The following is a 20,108-nucleotide window of genomic DNA, read 5'->3' as shown; positions in this document are numbered from 1 at the left end:
CAAGCCATTAAATTGAGCGGGGGAATCCCTTGCCACTTTCAACCTAGTTCAAGGCAAAAAAAATGGAGTTGCGGCAAGCATAAAATAGCTTTTCGCAACTCCTGTTTTACAAACTATAAACTTCAGACCGGCACAGCAGGACCTTTCATATCAATTGTATATTCTCCTACCACATCATAGATTCGATCAACGTGCCTCATCATAGAACTAGCCGATACATTAAACATTTTGGCAAGCTCTGCTTGTGTATAAGTAAAGTTTTCAACCAAGAAGCCATCATAAGCCACTTTGAAAAGTGCAGCTGCAATGATCTCTGGCTTCCGAAAGACTGGCTTTTCTCTCAAGAAATAAAGTACGGCAATCATACGCAGCAATTCCATATGCTGTTCAAGCATGTCATGTCGTTCTAAGGCTTGTTTCAAAAGAGTAAATACTTCTTGCTGCTTCGGTTCATCACCGCCAGTCATTAACTCATCTAAAGCATTTGCCTTCAAATCGATAATCGCTCTATGTATATCGACAAGATGTTTTTTGAAAAACTCATAGCCTTTTGTATCTCCACTGGACGATGCCATTTTATCAACCTGATCCATAATTTTTCCTTGAGGATCACGAATAAAGGTTAACGTATCTAATAAGCGGACACCTTTTTCCCACTCGCGGTTATTTGGCAGTACGATACCGAAAACAAGGAAATCTTTTTGTACATCCATCCCTTGCTTCATCTGAATCCAATATGTTTCAGATCCAAGTGATTCTTCCACTACAAAGTAATCCTGTTCAATCGCTGTTATTTTGCCTAGCAATACAACCGGATTTTTCCAAGTTTGTAGTACTTGGCGGGTCATGGGACGCATTGGCTGATCCAACATTTTTAAAACATGTCTTTTCCACAAGTCTTGTCTGGCGATGAACATATAATATTCGATCACCGATTGTTCAATCTCTGAACGGCTAACTTGATCGCCAAGCTTTTCAACCCATTCCCTTTCATATCGATTTAATTCCGCCAATTCCCTTGGCTGGCGAACGACGCTTTCGTAATAACTTTGCAATACTCGCTCAAGTTCTTCGTCTATTAGCTGATCTTTCGTTACTTCCTTTTTAAGCGCACAACATCTTTTATATTTCTTTGTGCTCCCACATGGGCAAGGATCATTTCGACCAATCATTTGGGCACACTTCCTTTTTTCTTAAGTATACCAGAGATTTAGAATTTCTGTCGGATCTCCCGCTGGCTAGCGGCAAAACGAAAAAATCCTCCCACCTTTTTTACTAGGTTAGGAGGATCATTTTACATATTTTACGATATCCAGTACTTACAATCTGAATTTTTGTACCTGGTTGTTTAATTCTTCAGCCAGTTTCGCCAACTCCACTGAATTTCCAGCAACTTCTTCCATTGAACTGCTCGTTTCCTGAGCGGAGGCAGAAGTCTGCTCGACACCAGCTGCTGACTCTTCTGTAATGGCCGCAATTTCTTGGATTGAACTATTCATTTCCTCACTGTTTGTTACAATATCTGCCAAGTTTTCCGAGATCACATGAATATGCCCAACCGTGCTTGATACTGCTTGATGAATGTGTTCGAATGTTTCATTCGTAATTTGAATTTGCTCCGTTCCTTTTTCCACTTCTTCATAACCATTTTGAAGCGAAGAGGCGACTGAGCTAGACTCATGCTGAATACGACCGACAATACCCGTAATGTCACTGACCGAACTTGCCACGCCTTCTGCGAGCTTTTTCACTTCTTCTGCTACAACCGCAAAGCCCTTGCCGTGCTCCCCTGCTCTTGCTGCCTCGATCGCAGCGTTTAAAGCGAGTAAATTCGTTTGATCTGCAATGCCTTTAATGACATTGACGAGTTCAGATATTTCCTGCGCCTGCGAATCCAATCCTTGAATTTTTTGCACAGCCTCTTGAACAATCTCATCGATTCTGCGCATTTGTTCAGTAGATGCTTCCATTAAATGACTTCCCTCGTCTGTCATTTTAAGCACTTCTTCTGAGGCATTTTGAATGTCTTGGCCTTTCTCATTGGCTGCCTCTACTTTTTGCACAAACCCTTCCATCATCGATGATAATTCACTTGCATGGGTTGCTTGTGATTCCGAGCCACTTGCCAAGTCATACATGGTTGTCGCAATTTGATACGTTGCCGCCTTCACTTCTGATGCGGATTGTGTGAACTCTTCACTTTGACTCGTGACAGATTCCGAGACAACGTTGATGTCCTGCAGTAATTGACGGGTACTTGCACTCATTTGATTCGTTGCTTGAACGAGTTGTCCCACTTCATCTTTTGAATTTATCTCAAGGTTTTTACCGCTTAGATCACCATTTGCGATCATAACCATTCGATCCATGACGGCCTTAATCGGTTTTGTAATGATATTTGCGGTGAATAAAGCAGCAGCTATGCTAACGAGAACAACCAATACCGTTACAATTAGTATAATCCGAAGCGTCATCTCGCCAGCGGACACGATTCCTTGTTCAATTTCATTAATATGATTTTGACTATCTTGCGCCATTTTTGCGTAACCATCCATAATAGCGTTTACTTCATCGGTAGCGGCATCTAAATTGGAAAGCGCAAGCTCAACGTTCCCTCTGTCATACTCCTGAAAAACGCCCTCTTCCATCGACGTTCGCCAAGCAACCGTTCGAGCAATGATCTCTTCAAATTCTTGCGTAGATCTAATCGATCTAATCTTGTCTTCAAGTCGCTTTCCTTCCTCTGTAAACCTAGCAAAACTCTCTTTATATTCCGGGTCTCCCTCAAATAAAAGATAGCCCCTTACTGATGCCATCCGCCTTGCCATCGCAAAAGACATTTCATCATTGGCAATTACCAAGGGTAGTTCTTCCTCCATAATATTTTTGGCTGCTTGATTGCTTTTCATAACGACCAAAATATTGTACACGCCAAAAGCGAGTACAAGGACGATTACGATTGAAAAAGCGAAAAGCAGCTTGCTTTTAATACTTTTAAAATTCAACATCCACAACTAACCTCCGCTATTTATACTGTTGTAGTCTTTATATCGGCCCTTTTATTCATTTATAAAGTGTTTCGCTAGGAAGAAAGTTGTTAGTTTTGGAATTTGACGTAGAAGCTTCACATGTATTTAACAAAGTCCAAATCGAGAAATGCTATATTGTATGTAATACATGAAAGGAGTTGGATTATTTTGACTAAAAAGGAAAGATACACGAGAGAAACCGCAACTGAGGCTATTTTACTTTCTAAAAGGGACAAAGGTCTGACATTTGATGATATTGCTGAAGTTGTCGGGCGCCATCCTGTTTGGGTTGCTTCTGCGATTATGGGACAAGCGGCAATGAATGCTGAAGAAACGCATGCTCTAATCGAATTTTTGGAGCTTGATCCATCAATTGCCGAAGCATTGCAGGAATTTCCGATGAAAGGATCATTGGACGAAAGCATACCCGTCGACCCACTCTTATACCGATTCCATGAAATTTTGCAAGTATATGGCACAACGATGAAAGCTGTGATCCATGAGAAATTCGGAGATGGCATTATGAGCGCGATTGACTTTACGATGGATATTGATAAGAAAGAAGATCCAGCTGGCGATCGTGTCGTTGTCACATTGAATGGTAAGTTTTTGCCTTATAAGAAATGGTGAATTCAAATCCCACAACCTTTTCCAGTTGTGGGATTTTTCAATTTAGTGTAACAAAATTAACTTTCGCCCGTCTAACTCTACTAACCTATGAAGTTGACTTAAAGATGCCCACTAGAAACGCTTCGGCGCTTGCGGATGCCTCCCGCGATAAGCCAGGCAGTAGATTACTACCTGTCTTATCGCTCCGGCTACCGCTTGAAAGGCGCCTTCGCTAGTTCCGTCTGTAAATACTTCTGTGAGTTCAACAATTCAACAATGTATGTAAATTTAATAGGAGGTTGAAAATGGTTACGAAAAAGATTAATTTATTATTTTTAGGATTCGTCTTGATACTTTCGGCATGCGGTACATTAGAAGCATTTGAAAATAGTTCTACACCAACACATCAAGTTGAGATCGCAACCATTACCGGATCGGATGGCAGCCAATGGGATGTTCTTAAAACTATTGAAGACCGAAGCATCATAGCCGAATTAAAGCAAACGACGGACAATACAACGATTCGGGATAAAAAGGCCGCCGAGATTTCGGAAGGCGATGATTTCAAAGATAGTATGTTTGGGGAACCAACTACTGATCTTGCCGAAAAATTAGCCATTCAAGGTATTGAATTGAATGCAGCAGTGGAAGCAGTGGAAAGAGTCTATGGCGGCTATGAAGGTTTTGAAAAAGAAGGCGTCTATTTTTTAGAATGGAAAAGTGACGGTGCCAAGCAATCCGGTTTCTGGATTGGTATTAAAAATTTGGATGAACGGCTAATTGAACTTGTTGGGATTTTACAAAAACAAGTGGATAATGGTGAGATACTAGCAAAAAATATTTATTTTTACCATAGCTCATTTACACAAAAAGAAAATAATGATTTAATGCGTGAGGTGTACAATACTACCCGAAAAATGGCAGATAACCATGAAAAGCCGAATATAGCCGGCGCGGGCGTATCTGTCAATACGATTACTGGCATCATCGAAATCAACCATAACTTCTTAACAGAAGAGCAAAAAAATGATCTACGCCAACAATTTCCAAGTTATGAAATTAAGTTTGAGCAAACAGGAAGACTCGTTCCAATCGGTGATGAACCCGATGTCCTTTACCCTTCAACAAAATTCACAAAAGTACCTTCCACAGAAGGGAATTACGTCATTCGTGTTATGGAAAATGAGATGCTTATTACCGGTGCTGCGTACGTCACTTTTCAAGATGCCAACAAAAAGGTAAAAGTTGGTCAGCGGGTCCTTGTCGAATTTGCGGGATCAGTTGAATTTTCCTATCCCGGTCGCGGAACTGCAAAGATCGTTGAAGTTCTACCAGAATACAAACCAGCCAATTCAAAACTGTCCGAATCGCAGGTTGCTCAAAAAGCATTTAAGCAGGCTGAAGCTAGATCGACTTGGGTTCCCTCTATTAAAAGTATGAATTTCGATGAACAAGCAAAGAGTTGGAAAGTAACGATGGTTCAAGACGAAGGGGAATATAACTTAATGATTAAGGATGAATAAGTATTTGGAAAGCAAATTCCCCGACCTTTATACGGCCGGGGGAATTTTTATTTATGCAGCTTTCTGCTCTGACAATTGAACGACTTCCTTCTTCTTTCTTGAAGGCAGCATATTAAACATCATATTTAACACAATTGCAGTAATACTTCCAGCTACAATTCCGTTACTTGTTAAGATTTGTAATCCTGCAGGCAATCCTGCAAATAGGTCCGGAACAACCGTTACACCTAATCCCATTCCAATTGCGCATGCAATGATCATGGAATTATCTTGGGATTCTGTAATGACTTTACTTAACATTTTAATCCCCTGCGCCACGACCATACCGAACATGGCGATCATCGCACCGCCTAACACAGCATTCGGAATAACTGTTGTCACCGCGGCAATTTTAGGGACAAATCCAAGTGTTACAAGCATAATGCCGGCAATGAAAATAACTTTTCGAGACCGCACACCAGACATTTGAATTAACCCAACGTTTTGTGAAAACGTCGTATAAGGAAATGCATTAAAAATCCCGCCAAGCAGAACTGCAATTCCTTCAGCCCGATAACCTTTTGCAAGATCTGTTTTTTTCACATCTTTCTCGCATATATCACCTAGTGCAAAATAAACCCCTGTTGATTCGACAAGTGACACCATCGCGACTAAAACCATTGTTAAAATAGCTGACCATTCAAATGTTGGCAATCCAAAGTAAAAAGGCTTCACCATATGGAAATAGGATGCTTCACCAACTGCCGCAAAGTTAACCATCCCCATGAACGAAGCTGCAATCGTTCCCGCTACTAAACCTAGTAAAATAGAAATGGCACGAAGAAAACCGCTAGAAAATTTATAAACAAGAATAATAAATAGCAACGTCCCAAAAGACAATGCGATATTTGCAGAAGAACCAAAGTCGCTCGCACCAAATCCACCGCCCATATTATTAATCGCTACTGGAATGAGCGTAATACCTATAATGGTAACGACCGAGCCTGTTACAACAGGCGGGAAAAATCGAACAAGATTACCGAAGAACGAACTCACAACGATAACAAACAACCCGGAAACGATAATCGCACCATAGATGGCTGAAATGCCGTACTGTCCGCCAATCGCGATCATTGGACCGACAGCTGTAAATGTACAACCTAGTACAACTGGTAACCCAATGCCGAAGAAACGATTGCTCGCAAGCTGTAAAATTGTTGCAATTCCACACATTAAAATATCAATAGACACAAGATACGTCAGTTGTGTTGATGTAAGCCCCAACGCTTCCCCAACGATCAAAGGAACTAAAACTGCCCCAGCGTACATTGCCAACACATGCTGAATTCCTAATGCTGATGATTTCATCGTATCTTTCACTTCGATGGTTCCTCCTCAATAAAAGTTACTTCTCCATTTTCAAGCGATGCAAGATTGGCAAGTGATTCTACACGAATGCCTTTTTCACGAATAAATGCCCCGCCAGGCTGAAACCCTTTTTCAATGACAATCCCTACACCGGCAAGCTTCGCATCTGCTTGTGAAACGATGTCAATTAATCCTAAAGCAGCTTGTCCATTCGCAAGGAAATCATCAATGACGAGCACAGTATCTTCCTTCGTCACAAAATCTTTTGACACGGAAATTTCATTCGTTTCTTGCTTTGTATACGAGTGAACGCTCGCTGTGTATAAATGATCCGTTAACGTTAAAGATTTTCGTTTGCGTGCAAAAATGACCGGAACACCTAATGTTAAACCTGCCATAACAGAGGGTGCGATGCCAGATGATTCAATCGTAACAATTTTCGTGATGCCATCGTTTTCAAAGCGACGCGCAAACTCTTCCCCAATCGCCTTCATTAACACCGGATCTACTTGATGATTTAAAAATGTATCTACTTTTAACACATCATCCGATAACACTTTTCCGTCTTGAATAATTCTGTCTTTCAACAATTGCATGTCTATAATTCTCCCCTCTTCGTATAAAACAAAAAAACCAGATGTCCTACACCCCATCAATCTATGAGAGGAGCAAAGGACATCCGGCTTTAAATCCGAATGGAAAGGAAAAGAACGTGCGATCGTAAGCACACGATTTTTTCCAATCAATATTTTTGCTGCTCATAGTCGGCTTATTTACGGTAAACCGGTAGAAACTTGCGAGCCCTATTCTCGCGATTATATGAGTGAATATATTTAGAATGCCATTAGTATAACATGGTCCATAGGATTTACAACGCTTCACTTAATAGAAATACTAGTAAGACTATTGACATACTTTCATGGCAACTAGATTGTGCAAAAGACAAGCTCCCGTACAACCGATTGTACGGGAGCAGATGTCACAAATTTTGCATTACATCAAGGCGTAATGCATCGTGTGATTATTTTTGGTTGTAAGCAACCGCGATTTGTGCACCAATCACAGCATTGTTTTTCACAAGTGCAATGTTGGCATCCAAGCTTTTGCCTTCTGTCATATCTTTTACTTTTCCAAGCATAAATGGTGTTACATCTTTCCCAGCAATGCCATTTGCATTCGCTTCTGCGAGTGCTTCTTCAATGATGCCATTGATAAAGCTTTCTTCCATCGCATCTGCTTCTGGAATTGGATTTGCAACGACTGCGCCGCCTTTTAATCCTAGATCCCATTTCACTTTAATCATATCCGCCACTGTTGCAGCGTCATCTGCACGCAAGTTTAGTGGGAACTCACTTGTACGTGTGTAGAAAGCAGGTAAAACGTCAGTACCATATCCAATCACTGGAACACCTTTTGTCTCTAGGTATTCAAGCGTTAATCCGATATCTAGAATAGATTTTGCACCCGCACAAATGACTGCAACATCCGTTTGTGCAAGTTCTTCAAGGTCCGCAGAAATGTCCATTGTCGTTTCAGCACCGCGGTGAACGCCGCCAATTCCGCCTGTTACGAACACACGAATACCAGCAAGATCAGCACAGATCATTGTTGCTGCAACTGTTGTCGCACCTAGTTTTTTTGAAGAAATTAAATAAGCAAGGTCACGACGGGATGCTTTTGCAACACCTTGGCTGTTTCCGAACATTTCAAGTTCTTCATCAGAAAGACCAATTTTAATTTTTCCATCGATGATCGCAATTGTTGCTGGAACTGCCCCGTTATCACGGATGATTTGCTCCACTTCACGTGCCGTTTTCACGTTTTGCGGATATGGCATACCGTGTGAAATAATTGTAGATTCAAGTGCAACGACTGGTTTTCCTTGCTCCATCGCTTCTTGTACTTCTTTTGAATAGGATAAATATTGTTTCATTTTAATTCCTCCATTTCAATTTCTAATTGATCTTTTGATAATTCCGGCCGTACCGTATACGATGATTCTAAAGTCTTTGTTGCATTTAGCACGCCGCGTTGAATTGATTCTTCTAATTCCATGCCCGCTAAATAACCATGTAAAACTCCGGATACGAAGGCATCCCCGGCACCTGTTACGTCTTTTACATTCACATTTTTATATGCCGGAAAGTGAACGATCTCACTATTTTTACTTCCTGCCATAACGCCTTTTGCCCCGGCAGTGACGATTACATTTTCCGCCCCTGATTCAAGCAAAAGACTTACCGCTCGTTTCCAGTCTTCTTCATTTTGGATTGACTGTCCAGTGTACGTTTCCGCTTCGTCCCGATTGCAAACGAACCACGTAATGCCTTCGAGATTTTCAGGCATACGCGCCATTTTAGGAGAAGAAACAGGAATAATCACAAGGCCCGTCCCGTGGAATTGTGCACGTTCCTTCACGAACTCCACCGTTTCTTTCGGACAGTTTAAATCCATCACAACGAGTGATGCGTTTGCAATTAATGGATCATTTTCCTCGATATAAGAAATGGATAAAGAGTCATATACATCCATATTGGCAAGCGCTATGACAAGCTCGCCATCTGGATCTAATACCGCTGAGTATGAACCCGTTGCGGCATCGGGTGAAAATCCGACCAAACTTACATCTACATAACCCTCGGACTCTTGTTCGATTAACTGCCAATCCTGATCATCGCCCGCTACCGTGAGTAACCGAACAGAATGATCGAGCCGTCCAAGATTCTCTGCAATATTGCGAGCAACACCACCAACGGAAACGGACATCGAGGTTGGGTTTGACGTTCCTAGCTGTGTGACTTCTTTTAAATGAAATTTCCGATCAACATTAGCTCCGCCGATACAAACAACTTCATTTACTTTCGCCAGGATATAAGCCCGCCCTTCAATGACCCCTCGTCTCATCAAACCGGAAATCAAGTTTGCAAGCGCTGGCCTGGACATATCGACCATATCGGCCATTTCCTGTTGAGTCAAAAACGGGTTTTTTCGGAGAAGCGCAATAACTGCCTTTTCCTTCTCATTCAATTTCATCACCCTTTTAACATTTGTTTAAATTATAAACAATTGTTTGTGTAGTTGCAAGCAAAAATAGTTTAATTTATAACCATTTGTAGGTTTCCCTTTTTGGGATCTTTTATAAACAAAAAAGATCCTTAAGTTTGGAAAGGATCTCTTTACTACATGTTTAATTCTTTTTCTGCGATCATAAAATTTCGAGACAAAGCTTTCGAAATACTCATTGACTGGAATCCCTAATTTCCAGTTGATGGATTTCTTTCACAATATAAAATCTATTATCCATCTCTTAATCTACAATACGATGATCTTGAATAGTTAACTTCTATTCCCATTTAGATTTTTAAGTAAAAAACCTCCATTTAACTGATTGGGTTCATAGGAGATAATAAATGCTTTTGGAGCTAATGAAATAACCAACTCTCTTAACCTTTTCTCTGCGCTGCGTTTAGCTAATACTTTCATGACTAACCGCTTGCCATCCTTGCCATCTGCCACCCAAGATGTAACACCAAAACCTTTTTCTCGAATTTTCATCGGCAATTCAATTTCCACAAAATCAACGACAACATCAAAAACGATATAACCAAGCGCCAAACGAGCTTCAATCTTACTGCCAAGAAATACACCCATTCCCCAACCAACACAATAGGCGACAAGATTGATCGGCTTGTCTAAGTTATCTAGAACAATCGTCAATCCCATGAGATAAACAAAAACTTCCCCCATGGATAATAGAGAAGCAACCATTCTATACCCTTTAATGACGAGAATTACGCGCAATGTAAATAATGACACGTAAATTATATTAATAGCGATGATAATGAAAACAATTGATGCCATGCAGTCCACCCCAACTCTATTTACTCTTTTAGACTATCATTTGTTCAATCTCTCTTGGATACTGCGTAATTGAGAAACTTCCGGTTTGCGATAAGACAATGGTGTCGGAATGTCTAAACCCACCGACCCCTGGAACATAAATACCAGGTTCAATCGTATAGACCATCCCTTCTTGGAGAATCAGTTCATTATCAAAGCGCAAATAGGGTTCTTCATGTTCGGATAACCCTAAGCCATGCCCTACCCGATGGTTGACATAGTCGCCATAACCCGCCCTTTTAAACACTTCGTATGAGGCTAAATCCACTTCTTTTGCAGCGATCCCCGGTTTAATCATTTCCATTGCTACGCTTTGCGCTTCTATTGCAAGCTTCAATAGATCCTTCTGTTTTTCTGAAGGATTGCCAATGAAAAATGTCCGCTCATTTTCCGCGCGGTAGCCATTGAACCATACTTGTCGGCTATGAATCACGACATCTCCCTTCTGAAATTTCCTCGTACTCGAATATAAATGAGGCATTGCGCTACGTGTAATCCCTGAACATGTCCAATCTTCGTAGCCAATTAATTCATTTGGGTATTCTTTTGAAGCGACTTCCAGTAAAAGCCGATCCCCATACGCATCAAATTCCAGTTCACTTATTCCTGCCCGCGCATGTTTTAAAGACTCGCCTATCGCAAGGTCTGAAAGGCGTCCGGCAATTTTCAGCAATTCGATTTCGCCCGCATCTTTCACGGCCCGCATTGCGGTAATTTCTTGACCTATATCCAATACGGTAAATCCTAGTGATACAAGGTAGATATAAACCTGTGAGGGAAGAACCCCTAATTCTACCCCAATACAAGAATTAGCGGGATATTCCTTCAATATCTTCGTTAAGTGTTCTTTATAAGTTTGTTCCTTTCCACGATTATCCTGTTGCTCATAATACACAAATGTCTGATCGACCCGCGCTTTCTCGGCAGCATGCGCTTCTTCTAGCTCCGGAATGATAAGTGCTGTTTGCTCATCAGCAATTAGTGTGACGATTGGACGTGAATATGAAATCGCTCGAAAACCAGTGACATAATACTGATTATCCGGTTCCCAAATCATGCTCACCGCTATTTGCTGTTCCTCCATATATGTTCTTAATCGGTTTATTCGATCTTGAGATTTCACATTAAATCTCCCTTTCAATTTAATTTTTCTTATTATATATAATAATCATGATGACAAATCGTGTTTTTCAGGCTAACGTTTCTTTATTCTTCCGCATGAAAAATCCCCTTGTGCCACACGGAATTTCATCAAATGAAACACCGCGCGCAAGGAGATTAATCTATTAATTGAAGTCTCTTGGAACTTCCGTCTTCCAAACTTTATTGAAAACTTCCTGTTCACCTTCAAAAGCAATAATATGATTTGTCAAATAGAAGTTTTCCGCATCAGCAGTCATTGTGCTGAACGTTTCTAAACTTGTCTGCCATTCCCCGCGACCAACTGTCAATGTCCAATCACATTGCACTTTCGCAGAAAGCGGATCGCCTTCCCTTATGGTATAAATATTTTGATTCGTGCTACCGTACTCAATTCCATTTGAGACAAGTTTTCTTGCTCCTTCATCGGAAAAATCATCCAATGTCCAAACTCGGTTCACAAGATCATGTCGCACTTCCCTTGTTCTATTCGCTTCACGCAAGATTTCTCTTTCCATCACGGCTGCTGTCTCGGGATGCTCAAATGGTTTTAATTCTCTATCTATTTCTTTTGGATTGCGGATCGGTAATGACAGTTTTGTTTTTTCATTTGTAAAAACTGTCAGCGTTACCGGCTCAGGTGACGGCCAAGCATGCGGCCAATAAGTTGGCGAGATTGCCAATTGCCAACGGTGTCCCGCAGGCAATTGATGGCCAATTGCATTCATTTGAACAGTCACTGTATATTTTTCACCCGGCTCAAGATGTTCAGGAAACTCATGACTATTTCGATGCGTTAAATTCAGCATTCCCCATGTCACCCGAGTTGATGAACCGTCCGGCGCAACATCATTAAGTCTAACGGATAGTAGCGCGTTTGGTTTGTCCGACGATAGTTCAACAGTGAACTCCGGGAATCCTAGAATTTCCATCGGTTCTTCTAAAGGATCAGATGTGAACACAACGGAAAGTCCGTTTTCGATCCTTTGATCCGCAGGAAGATCTCCAGGCTGCCCAAACGGACAGAATACACCCGAATACAGTCCATGTTCTTGTATGCTTGAAACAATCAATGCCTCTTCTTTTTTCGACTGTGTGTTCAATTGTTGATTGCTTACGTAATAATGATGGCTTTCCTGATCCTTTGGCGGCCATTCACTTTCAGCTACCCAATGTCCCGGACGAACGGCATAATCTGTCTTTGGTGGCACGCTATCTTGTATCCAAGCGCGCAGCATAGGCTCCTCCATAATCCCAGTGTCCTCGCCTTTCAACCAGTGATCCCACCAACGAAGGCATTCTTGCAAAAAGCCAATTTGCGGGCCTGGAACTGCAACTTCTGGATATTCATGTGCCCATGGGCCAATTAAACCTTTCCGCGGACCTTTTAAACCTTCCAATAAACGGGGAATTGCATTCGTATATCCATCCGCCCAACCACCTACTGCATATACCGGAATATCGATATCCTCATAATTCTCACAAACGGATCCATGTTTCCAATATGCGTCTCGACGCTGATGCCTCATCCATTCTTCTACAAATGGCGGTGTTTTTTTCAAACGTTGCAGCCAGTTTTCGCGCCATGCATCCCCTACAACAAGTGGATCTGCGGGACGAGCATTATACGCCAGCATTGTGGATGCCCACCACAGCATGTCCGATGCAAGAACTGCTCCGCCTTTGTAATGAACGTCATCTGCGTAACGGTCATCCGTCGAGCAGAGTGTAATAATCGCTTTCAGCGCGGGATGGCGTCTTGCAGCAATTTGCAGCCCATTAAAGCCGCCCCATGATTTTCCGATCATGCCAATGCCGCCGGTAAACCAAGGTTGCTTTGAAATCCACGTTAGCACTTCGAGGCCATCATCTTGTTCCTGCTTCAAATACTCATCATACAAAATGCCATCGGAATCTCCGCAGCCCCGCATGTCTACTCGGATACTCGCATAGCCATGCCCTGCGAAATAAGGATGACGAATTGAATCTCTTAATGCCGTAAAGTCATTTTTCCGATATGGCAAGTATTCGAGAATTGCAGGCACTGGATTTTCCTCTGCATCTTTCGGCAGCCAAATTTTAGCTGATAAGCGTGTCCCATCCGACATCGGAATCCAAACGTGTTCTATTTCACGTACTTCCCTTGGAAAATTAGTTTTAATCGATCGGTTCGATTCTCGAACATTAAATACCATTTAATACCCTCCCGTAACTTCAACCATTAATCTTTTTTCGGAAAATCTTGCTTCAACCATCTCAACAAAGAGACAATAAGCAATAAGTAAATAATAAAAATCGGAACAGAAACGATAACTGCAGAGGTTTGAATCACACGCAGCCCTCCGATTAATAGCAAGGAAATGGCGATAATCGCCAAAAGAGCTCCCCAGACCATGCGATGCCATCTCGCGGGATCTTCCTCTGCTTTCAACTCTTTCGTTGCGATTGCTGAAAGAATATAAGTTGCAGAGTCTAATGAAGTCGATAAGAAAATGATTCCTAAAAACACAAAGAACGGCAAGACAATCGCGCTTAAAGGCAGTGTTTTTAAAATTTCAACGATCGCCGCAGGTCCGCCTTGATCATTTAGTATATCGGCTACCGGCAAAATATTATTTAACTGCAAGTTCATTGTATAACCGCCAAATACCGCAAAGTAAATCCAGCCACCAATTGATCCCCATAATAATACGTGGGTTATCAATTCACGAATCGTCCTTCCTTTGGAAATCTTCGCGACAAACAAGCCCATGAAAGGCGCAGTGGCAGCGAACCATGCCCAGTAAAAAACAGTCCATCCTTGCGGAAAGCCACTATTATTAATGGGATCCGTGTAAAAGCTCAACATTGCAAAGTTCTGAATCATTAACCCGAAACTATTTGAGAAATAAGTTAATATGAACAATGTCGGTCCAGTGATAAAAACGAATATAGCGATTGCCAATGCAAGATAGACGTTAAAGTCACTCAATCTTCGAATCCCTTTTTGAAGACCAAGATAAGCGCTTGCTGAATAAATGATTGTAATCATTACGATAATCACAACATTCAATCCTAGAGATTGTTGGAGTCCGAATATTTCACCGATCACAGCTGACATCATCGGCACACCTAATCCCAGGGACGTTCCTAATCCACCAACTAGACTCCAAATGACAAGAACATCAATTAACTTCGCGACCCAACCATCCGCATATTTACCAAGCGCGCCGCTAAGCGCCACACTCATTTTCAAAGAAGGGCGCTTCTTTACAAAATAGGAGTAAGCGATTACAACAGTTGGAAACGCATACAAAGACCATGCTGAAATACCCCAATGGAACAAACCATACGTTACAGCCCATTCTGCAGCCTCATTGCTTTTGGGCTCGATCCCAAACGGCGGTCCCGTAAAATAATAAATAGGCTCTATCATCGACCAATACATAATACTCGTACCCATACCGGCTGTGAAAAGCATTGCTCCCCAACTAAAATTAGAGAACTCGGGTTTTCCTTCGCCAAGTTTTATTTTTCCATAGCGACCAAACGCCAACCATATTAAAAGTATAAACAAACCAATTGTTAAAGACTGGAATGCCCAGTCCATTTTATACGTAATCGAAGTCATTAAACTATCTAAATATGGCTCTGCCTTTGTGCGATTTACTACGAGCAATATGGTAGCTCCTAAAATGACAACGAGCGACGTCCAAAAAACAAATGGATCAATACGCACCTTTCCCATTCTCTTCCCCCCGATCTTTAGAATACAGAAACGTCTACTAATCAAACGCAAATTTAAAACCATGGTATAATTAATAATCATGATTATATTTTTCTGTAAAATTATCATAACATATGGACAAAAACTGAACAATAAAGATTCTAATAACTTTTAATGGTAAAGTATATAAGTGAATTGACTAAAATAATTGATTATTATAGGGAGATTGTCTGATGAATAACAAAAAAATTCAAATGAGCCGAATGTGGAAGTACTTCGTAGATGCGACTGCAGAAATTATTGAAGAGGAAGGCATTGATCAAGTTACGATTCGAAAAGTTGCGGATCGGGCGGGCTATAACAGCGCCACTATCTATAACTATTTTTCGGAAATTTCCCATTTGATTTTTTTCGCTTCTATGAAATTCTTAAAGAATTATACAGATGATGTAACTATTTATATGAACAAAGGAAAAAATCCATTTGAGAAATATCTATTGGCGTGGGAGTGTTTTTGTAACTATTCCTTTCAACAACCACAAATCTTCCACGCAGTGTTTATTATGGATTTAGGCGATCATCCAGAAAAACTTATAGAAAACTACTATGAAATTTATCCAGCTGATTTAATAAATATTCCACAAGAATTAAAGCCAATTTTATTCGAAAGGAGTATGACGAAACGAGGAAGATCTCTTCTGGAAATCGCAGCGAAGGAAGGCTATATAAAAGAGGATCAAATCGATTCAATTAATGAAATGACCATTTTATTATGGCAAGGCATGCTGACAAATGTTTTAAACAATCGAATGAATTATGAAATTGAGGAAGCAGCAAATAGAACAATGGAATATGTCAGGAAAATTATTCTGGATGCAAGCCATTATAATGCGACAGATGCGTCAAAAGTGTAAATGCAAAATCCTTTTTTCAGCCTCTTGATCATTGATATACAAAAACACCGCCCAGTGACTTCATGTCTTTGGGCGGTGTAATTTGTTAAACCTCCTTCTATCTATAAGAATAATGGGAAGTTGCGTCACCTTAAACTAACTGAATATCTAATTGCTTCAGAACCCACTTCGGCACAACAAACCTCGCGGTCATCAACGGATCGACAATTTGACAAATTTCAGATTGTCCGACAGCGCTCATTAACATCGTGATTTCGCTTAAAGGACGTCCAGATTTTTCCACGATGCGATCAATCATTTCGGACGTTGCAAGCTTGGCCGCCTTATCAAGTGTTTCAGCAGAAACAATTTGCGTAAAGACATCATCATTTTCTAACATTGGATGACTTAATGTGTCTCCTTTAATGACTTCCAATGTAACCGTCACTTCCCCGGCTACTTCCACGCCAGATACGCTCACTTCTCCATCTCCCATCGCTGCATGAAGATCACCAAGTGCAAACAATGCACCTTCAGCAAATACAGGGAAATAAAGTGTCGCGCCTTCCGTCACCATCTTATTGTCCATATTGCCGCCGTGCGCACCCGGCGTACCACAGTTTACACCTTCCCCTTCAGGTGCAACACCGATAACCCCAATCATTTTATTAAGCGGCAATTCAAGATCATTGAAAAGTACTTTCTCATTCTTTATTGGAAGAATCTTAGATTCCATTTGGTCAATCTTATGGCCCATGACACCTAGTTCAGGCCCAACAACCATTACTCCTTGGTCGCCAATTTTAATCTTTTCAATTTTAACTTTTAAAATATCTCCAGGTTTCGCATCTTCAACATAAATCGGGCCCGTTGCAGGGTTAATTTTGTTCCAATCAATCGCTGTCACTTCAGTTTCTGGCGATTGGATCTGATTTTGAAAACAATCATACGTCTCGATCGTCAGCGTCGTTCCAGAAGCGACTACTTTTGTAGGTGAATTCAGTTTATTAAATTCATAGATAATCCCTTTGTCAACTGTTAGGACTGTCATTTAATTTCCTCCTATATAAGTTTTCCAAATTAGAATCTCATCTATTAGTCTAACCTGTGTGGACAATCGCATCAAGGCAGCCTAACTTCTCCGAACGGATAAGCATGCGCCGTATTTCCATTTCTCCCCGTTGTCGTCTCAGCTTGCGCTAATGAATTCAAAATGGCTTCTTCGGTTACATCGGCGGCCGCTGCGAATAGATCATTCATAATGGCATGGTCTTCACGCAGCTGCTTTCTCTCTTCGCTGGATTCTTCAGATGAATGAGGAATCTTATGGGCCGTTGAAAAAGCGATAACGATGTCCCCGCTACCGTGGCTAAAGTGGCTGCCTGTTCTGCCCAATCCAATGCCGCATCTTTTGGCAACGCGCTGTAATTGTCGGCTGCTTAATGGTGCGTCGGTTGCCAGCACAATCATAATCGAGCCATCCGCTGTTTTTGGATAGGCCGGCAGCGCTTCAGTTTCTTCCAGTCGGTACTTTTCAATTTGAAAATCTTCTTTTCTGCCGAAATTACTTAATACCATACAACCTATTGAATAGCTTGTCCCGCTTTTTTCATCTTGCAAGATCCGAGATGATGAGCCAATCCCTCCTTTATAACCGAAACAAATCATTCCTTTACCTGCTCCGACTGCACCTTCAGGGGAAACCTCAGTTGTTGCATTTTCAATACATTCAATTGCATGCTGCGGCTGTACTGGCAACTCACGAATGGAATTCAGTCTGCTATCATTACATTCTCCGACGACCAAATTTATCGTTCCTGTCGTATCACCAATTTCGGGGTTATCCTTTAACATATATTGCAGCGTCCCTTGCGTAACTGCTGGCACGCCGAATGTATTTGTCAGCATAATGGGAGATTCAATGACGCCAAGTTCATTCACTTGTACGAGGCCAGTTGTTTTTCCGAAGCCGTTGAGTACGTAACTTGCTCCCACGACTTTTTCTTTAAATAAATTACCATCATGCGGTAAAATAGCCGTTACACCCGTACATGCATAGCTCCCCTCTTGTTCAAGCGGATAATCTAGCGTCACATGTCCTACCTTAACGCCTGGCACATCAGTTATGCAGTTTTTTTCACCAGTTAGAAATTTCCCCACCTGAATTCCTAACTCTCTAATTTTCTTTGGTTCTGTCACTTACATTCACCTCGGTATGTATGTTAAGGGGTTGTCCCAGAAGTGCCTGGCACCGTTAAACACTGTCAAATGTAGTATCATTTTTCAATTACGATACCATATTTAGTGTTCAATGGTGCCTGGCTCTTCGTTTTGGAACAACCCCTACTGTTTAAATCGGCTGAACGATATCTATAGATTCTTTAAACTTCTCAAAAAGTGCTGTCGTTAATTTTCCAGCAGAGCCATCTTGAATTACGCTTTCATCAATACGGACAATCGGCATAATTTCATTTGTCGTACTCGTGATAAATACTTCGTCAGCTTGAAGCAATTCATCCGGTGTGAAGTGTTTTTCGATAAATGGGATACCTAGTTTTTCTGCACACTCTTTTACAGCCATTCTTGTGATGCCCGGTAGAATCTGTTTAGAAAGCGGCGTTGTATAGATCGAATCATCTTTCACAAGATAGACGTTTGAGCTCGTGCCTTCCGTTACAAATCCATCTTTAACGAGAATTGCTTCATAGCAGCCTGCTTCTTGTGCCGTTTGTTTCGCCAAAATATTGGGCAGTAGATTTAATGATTTAATATAGCAATTCGTCCATCTTTCATCTTCATGAAAAATCGCAGTTTTTCCCTTTTCACGTTCAGTTTCTTCTGTGACTTGCATAGGTCTCACTGTCATTGTAATCGAAACTGGCGCATCGGGAAATAAATGTTTTCTTGTGGCGATTCCGCGTGTCACTTGAATGTAGACATCGCAGTTATTTAATTGCGATTTTTGAACGGCTTCGTGAATAATTTGTTGTAGCTCTTCGGCCGTTTTTTCCATGCGAAGCTTAATGGCTTCTCCACTTTTGATGAGTCTTTCTATATGTTCATCGAGCATAAACGGTTTGCCATTGTATACACGAATCACCTCATAGACCCCATCCCCAAATTGATGACCGCGTTCATCAATCGGAATCACAGCCTGCTCGACAGGTATGAATTCTCCATTGAAATAACCAATAACCATAACTATTTCTCCCCTTCGTACAATCAGATATATTTTTTGGGATTAACTTAAGAAATTAGAAAAGAAAATGGTAACCCCTCGATCTGTTACAATGTGTAAGTAAATGGAATATAAAATTGAAAACATGACTATGTAAGAAACATAACTATATAATGGGTCAATATTTGTTGCATGCTCGGAAAGTAATCTCGTTAAAATATACAATGGCAATAAAAAAATCGTATAAGAAGTCAAAACAACGAGAAGCGCACTGCCGAAAGCTATGAAATTCACTAATATAAGAATATACGTTACACATACAAGTATGAGCGATGCGATCATATGCGTGCCGTAAATGCCGACCATTTTTTTAAAAGAAAGTTCAGCGCTAAACAATTTATTGATCACAAATAATGAAGTTGATGCAATCGCAACACCAATGATAAGAAATAATGCTGTTTCACTCACAACCGTTAAAAACGAGACATCTTTATTTGTTTGAATAGCAAATTGACAAACTCCTGCAATGACCGCAAATAAAATGGCCGTAATCATTCCGTTACCAAATTCATTTTTGCCCTGTTGAAAAACATCCACCGGATTCTTCATATAACCTAAGACAAAATGCCAATATTTTATAACTTTCCCTTTAATCTGCATCATCGATTCATTTGTCTGGACATTTTGAAGACGCGAAGGCACAGATTCATTCTCTGAAGGATTGATCCGCATTCCACAATTCCTACAAAAATTCCCAACTGCTTGTTCCTCACCGCAGTGAAC

At 41.0% G+C, this 20,108-nt stretch carries 17 protein-coding genes and 1 riboswitch; of the genes, 3 read left to right on the top strand and 14 right to left on the bottom strand.

Annotation, left to right across the window (positions count from 1 at the left end):
* Window positions 1-122 precede the first annotated feature (122 nt).
* Entirely contained in the window at window positions 123-1,172 is a 1,050-nt protein-coding gene (locus AU377_RS06415) for a YecA family protein (protein ID WP_067405857.1), read from the bottom strand.
* Between the two features lie 147 nt (window positions 1,173-1,319).
* Complete coding sequence (locus AU377_RS06410) at window positions 1,320-3,008, bottom strand: methyl-accepting chemotaxis protein (RefSeq protein WP_067405854.1); 1,689 nt, start codon at window positions 3,006-3,008, stop codon at window positions 1,320-1,322.
* A gap of 189 nt (window positions 3,009-3,197) precedes the next feature.
* On the opposite strand from AU377_RS06410, the gene cynS reads away from it, so the two are divergent.
* A complete protein-coding gene (gene cynS, locus AU377_RS06405; RefSeq protein ID WP_067405851.1) occupies window positions 3,198-3,659 on the top strand; it encodes a cyanase in 462 nt (153 codons plus the stop codon).
* A 284-nt stretch (window positions 3,660-3,943) separates the two neighbouring features.
* Window positions 3,944-5,161: a DUF3221 domain-containing protein gene (locus AU377_RS06400; RefSeq protein ID WP_067405848.1), complete on the top strand. Its 1,218-nt coding sequence runs from the start codon at window positions 3,944-3,946 to the stop codon at window positions 5,159-5,161.
* Window positions 5,162-5,212: 51 nt separating this feature from the next.
* On the opposite strand, the gene AU377_RS06395 is transcribed toward AU377_RS06400, so the two are convergent.
* The 8 genes from AU377_RS06395 to AU377_RS06360 form a co-directional block, all read right to left on the bottom strand.
* Complete coding sequence (locus AU377_RS06395; RefSeq protein WP_067406110.1) at window positions 5,213-6,508, bottom strand: nucleobase:cation symporter-2 family protein; 1,296 nt, start codon at window positions 6,506-6,508, stop codon at window positions 5,213-5,215.
* 8 nt (window positions 6,509-6,516) lie between these two features.
* Window positions 6,517-7,104: a xanthine phosphoribosyltransferase gene (locus tag AU377_RS06390; protein WP_067405845.1), complete on the bottom strand. Its 588-nt coding sequence runs from the start codon at window positions 7,102-7,104 to the stop codon at window positions 6,517-6,519.
* A 145-nt stretch (window positions 7,105-7,249) separates the two neighbouring features.
* Window positions 7,250-7,351: riboswitch (purine riboswitch) on the bottom strand.
* 178 nt (window positions 7,352-7,529) lie between these two features.
* Window positions 7,530-8,441: a pseudouridine-5'-phosphate glycosidase gene (locus AU377_RS06385; protein WP_067405842.1), complete on the bottom strand. Its 912-nt coding sequence runs from the start codon at window positions 8,439-8,441 to the stop codon at window positions 7,530-7,532.
* Window positions 8,438-9,541, bottom strand: a complete 1,104-nt coding sequence (locus AU377_RS06380) for a PfkB family carbohydrate kinase (RefSeq protein ID WP_067405839.1) — start codon at window positions 9,539-9,541, stop codon at window positions 8,438-8,440. The genes AU377_RS06385 and AU377_RS06380 overlap by 4 nt, the downstream gene beginning before the upstream one ends.
* 303 nt (window positions 9,542-9,844) lie before the next feature.
* Complete coding sequence (locus AU377_RS06375) at window positions 9,845-10,369, bottom strand: DUF2179 domain-containing protein (protein WP_067405836.1); 525 nt, start codon at window positions 10,367-10,369, stop codon at window positions 9,845-9,847.
* 28 nt (window positions 10,370-10,397) lie between these two features.
* Window positions 10,398-11,531 carry a Xaa-Pro peptidase family protein gene (locus AU377_RS06370; RefSeq protein ID WP_067405833.1) on the bottom strand — a complete coding sequence of 378 codons (1,134 nt, stop codon included), beginning with the start codon at window positions 11,529-11,531 and terminating at the stop codon, window positions 10,398-10,400.
* Window positions 11,532-11,694: 163 nt separating this feature from the next.
* A complete protein-coding gene (locus AU377_RS06365) occupies window positions 11,695-13,743 on the bottom strand; it encodes a CocE/NonD family hydrolase (protein WP_067405831.1) in 2,049 nt (682 codons plus the stop codon).
* Between the two features lie 26 nt (window positions 13,744-13,769).
* A complete protein-coding gene (locus AU377_RS06360; protein ID WP_067405829.1) occupies window positions 13,770-15,275 on the bottom strand; it encodes a BCCT family transporter in 1,506 nt (501 codons plus the stop codon).
* A gap of 212 nt (window positions 15,276-15,487) precedes the next feature.
* Here AU377_RS06360 and AU377_RS06355 point away from each other — a divergent pair, with 212 nt between their 5' ends.
* The gene (locus tag AU377_RS06355; RefSeq protein WP_067405826.1) at window positions 15,488-16,168 is read left to right on the top strand and encodes a TetR/AcrR family transcriptional regulator; all 681 of its coding nucleotides are present in this window, start codon (window positions 15,488-15,490) and stop codon (window positions 16,166-16,168) included.
* 130 nt (window positions 16,169-16,298) lie between these two features.
* On the opposite strand, the gene AU377_RS06350 is transcribed toward AU377_RS06355, so the two are convergent.
* From AU377_RS06350 to AU377_RS06335, 4 genes are all read right to left on the bottom strand, one after another.
* On the bottom strand, window positions 16,299-17,198 hold the full coding sequence (locus tag AU377_RS06350; RefSeq protein ID WP_067405825.1) for an acetamidase/formamidase family protein: 900 nt from the start codon (window positions 17,196-17,198) through the stop codon (window positions 16,299-16,301).
* A gap of 71 nt (window positions 17,199-17,269) precedes the next feature.
* Complete coding sequence (locus tag AU377_RS06345) at window positions 17,270-18,346, bottom strand: P1 family peptidase (protein ID WP_067405822.1); 1,077 nt, start codon at window positions 18,344-18,346, stop codon at window positions 17,270-17,272.
* 151 nt (window positions 18,347-18,497) lie between these two features.
* Window positions 18,498-19,346 (bottom strand): D-amino-acid transaminase, encoded by an 849-nt coding sequence (gene dat / locus AU377_RS06340; RefSeq protein ID WP_067405819.1) that lies wholly within the window; start codon window positions 19,344-19,346, stop codon window positions 18,498-18,500.
* A gap of 42 nt (window positions 19,347-19,388) precedes the next feature.
* On the bottom strand, window positions 19,389-20,057 hold the full coding sequence (locus AU377_RS06335; RefSeq protein WP_067405817.1) for a hypothetical protein: 669 nt from the start codon (window positions 20,055-20,057) through the stop codon (window positions 19,389-19,391).
* Window positions 20,058-20,108: the final 51 nt, after the last annotated feature.

Source organism: Sporosarcina sp. HYO08 (assembly GCF_001563475.1).
Classification (GTDB): Bacteria; Bacillota; Bacilli; order Bacillales_A; family Planococcaceae; genus Sporosarcina.
The sequence above is the reverse complement of the archived record's forward strand: the minus strand, read 5'-3'. Positions and strand labels throughout refer to the sequence as shown.

Bases quoted from the DNA above. Each gene is read 5' to 3' on its own strand.
- AU377_RS06415 (WP_067405857.1), bottom strand. From the start codon at position 1,172: ATGATTGGTCGAAATGATCCTTGCCCATGTGGGAGCACAAAGAAATAT.
- AU377_RS06410 (WP_067405854.1), bottom strand. From the start codon at position 3,008: ATGTTGAATTTTAAAAGTATTAAAAGCAAGCTGCTTTTCGCTTTTTCA.
- AU377_RS06400 (WP_067405848.1), top strand. From the start codon at position 3,944: ATGGTTACGAAAAAGATTAATTTATTATTTTTAGGATTCGTCTTGATA.
- AU377_RS06395 (WP_067406110.1), bottom strand. From the start codon at position 6,508: ATGAAATCATCAGCATTAGGAATTCAGCATGTGTTGGCAATGTACGCT.
- AU377_RS06390 (WP_067405845.1), bottom strand. From the start codon at position 7,104: ATGCAATTGTTGAAAGACAGAATTATTCAAGACGGAAAAGTGTTATCG.
- AU377_RS06385 (WP_067405842.1), bottom strand. From the start codon at position 8,441: ATGAAACAATATTTATCCTATTCAAAAGAAGTACAAGAAGCGATGGAG.
- AU377_RS06380 (WP_067405839.1), bottom strand. From the start codon at position 9,541: ATGAAATTGAATGAGAAGGAAAAGGCAGTTATTGCGCTTCTCCGAAAA.
- AU377_RS06375 (WP_067405836.1), bottom strand. From the start codon at position 10,369: ATGGCATCAATTGTTTTCATTATCATCGCTATTAATATAATTTACGTG.
- AU377_RS06365 (WP_067405831.1), bottom strand. From the start codon at position 13,743: ATGGTATTTAATGTTCGAGAATCGAACCGATCGATTAAAACTAATTTT.
- AU377_RS06360 (WP_067405829.1), bottom strand. From the start codon at position 15,275: ATGGGAAAGGTGCGTATTGATCCATTTGTTTTTTGGACGTCGCTCGTT.
- AU377_RS06355 (WP_067405826.1), top strand. From the start codon at position 15,488: ATGAATAACAAAAAAATTCAAATGAGCCGAATGTGGAAGTACTTCGTA.
- AU377_RS06350 (WP_067405825.1), bottom strand. From the start codon at position 17,198: ATGACAGTCCTAACAGTTGACAAAGGGATTATCTATGAATTTAATAAA.
- dat (WP_067405819.1), bottom strand. From the start codon at position 19,346: ATGGTTATTGGTTATTTCAATGGAGAATTCATACCTGTCGAGCAGGCT.
- AU377_RS06335 (WP_067405817.1), bottom strand. From the start codon at position 20,057: ATGCGGATCAATCCTTCAGAGAATGAATCTGTGCCTTCGCGTCTTCAA.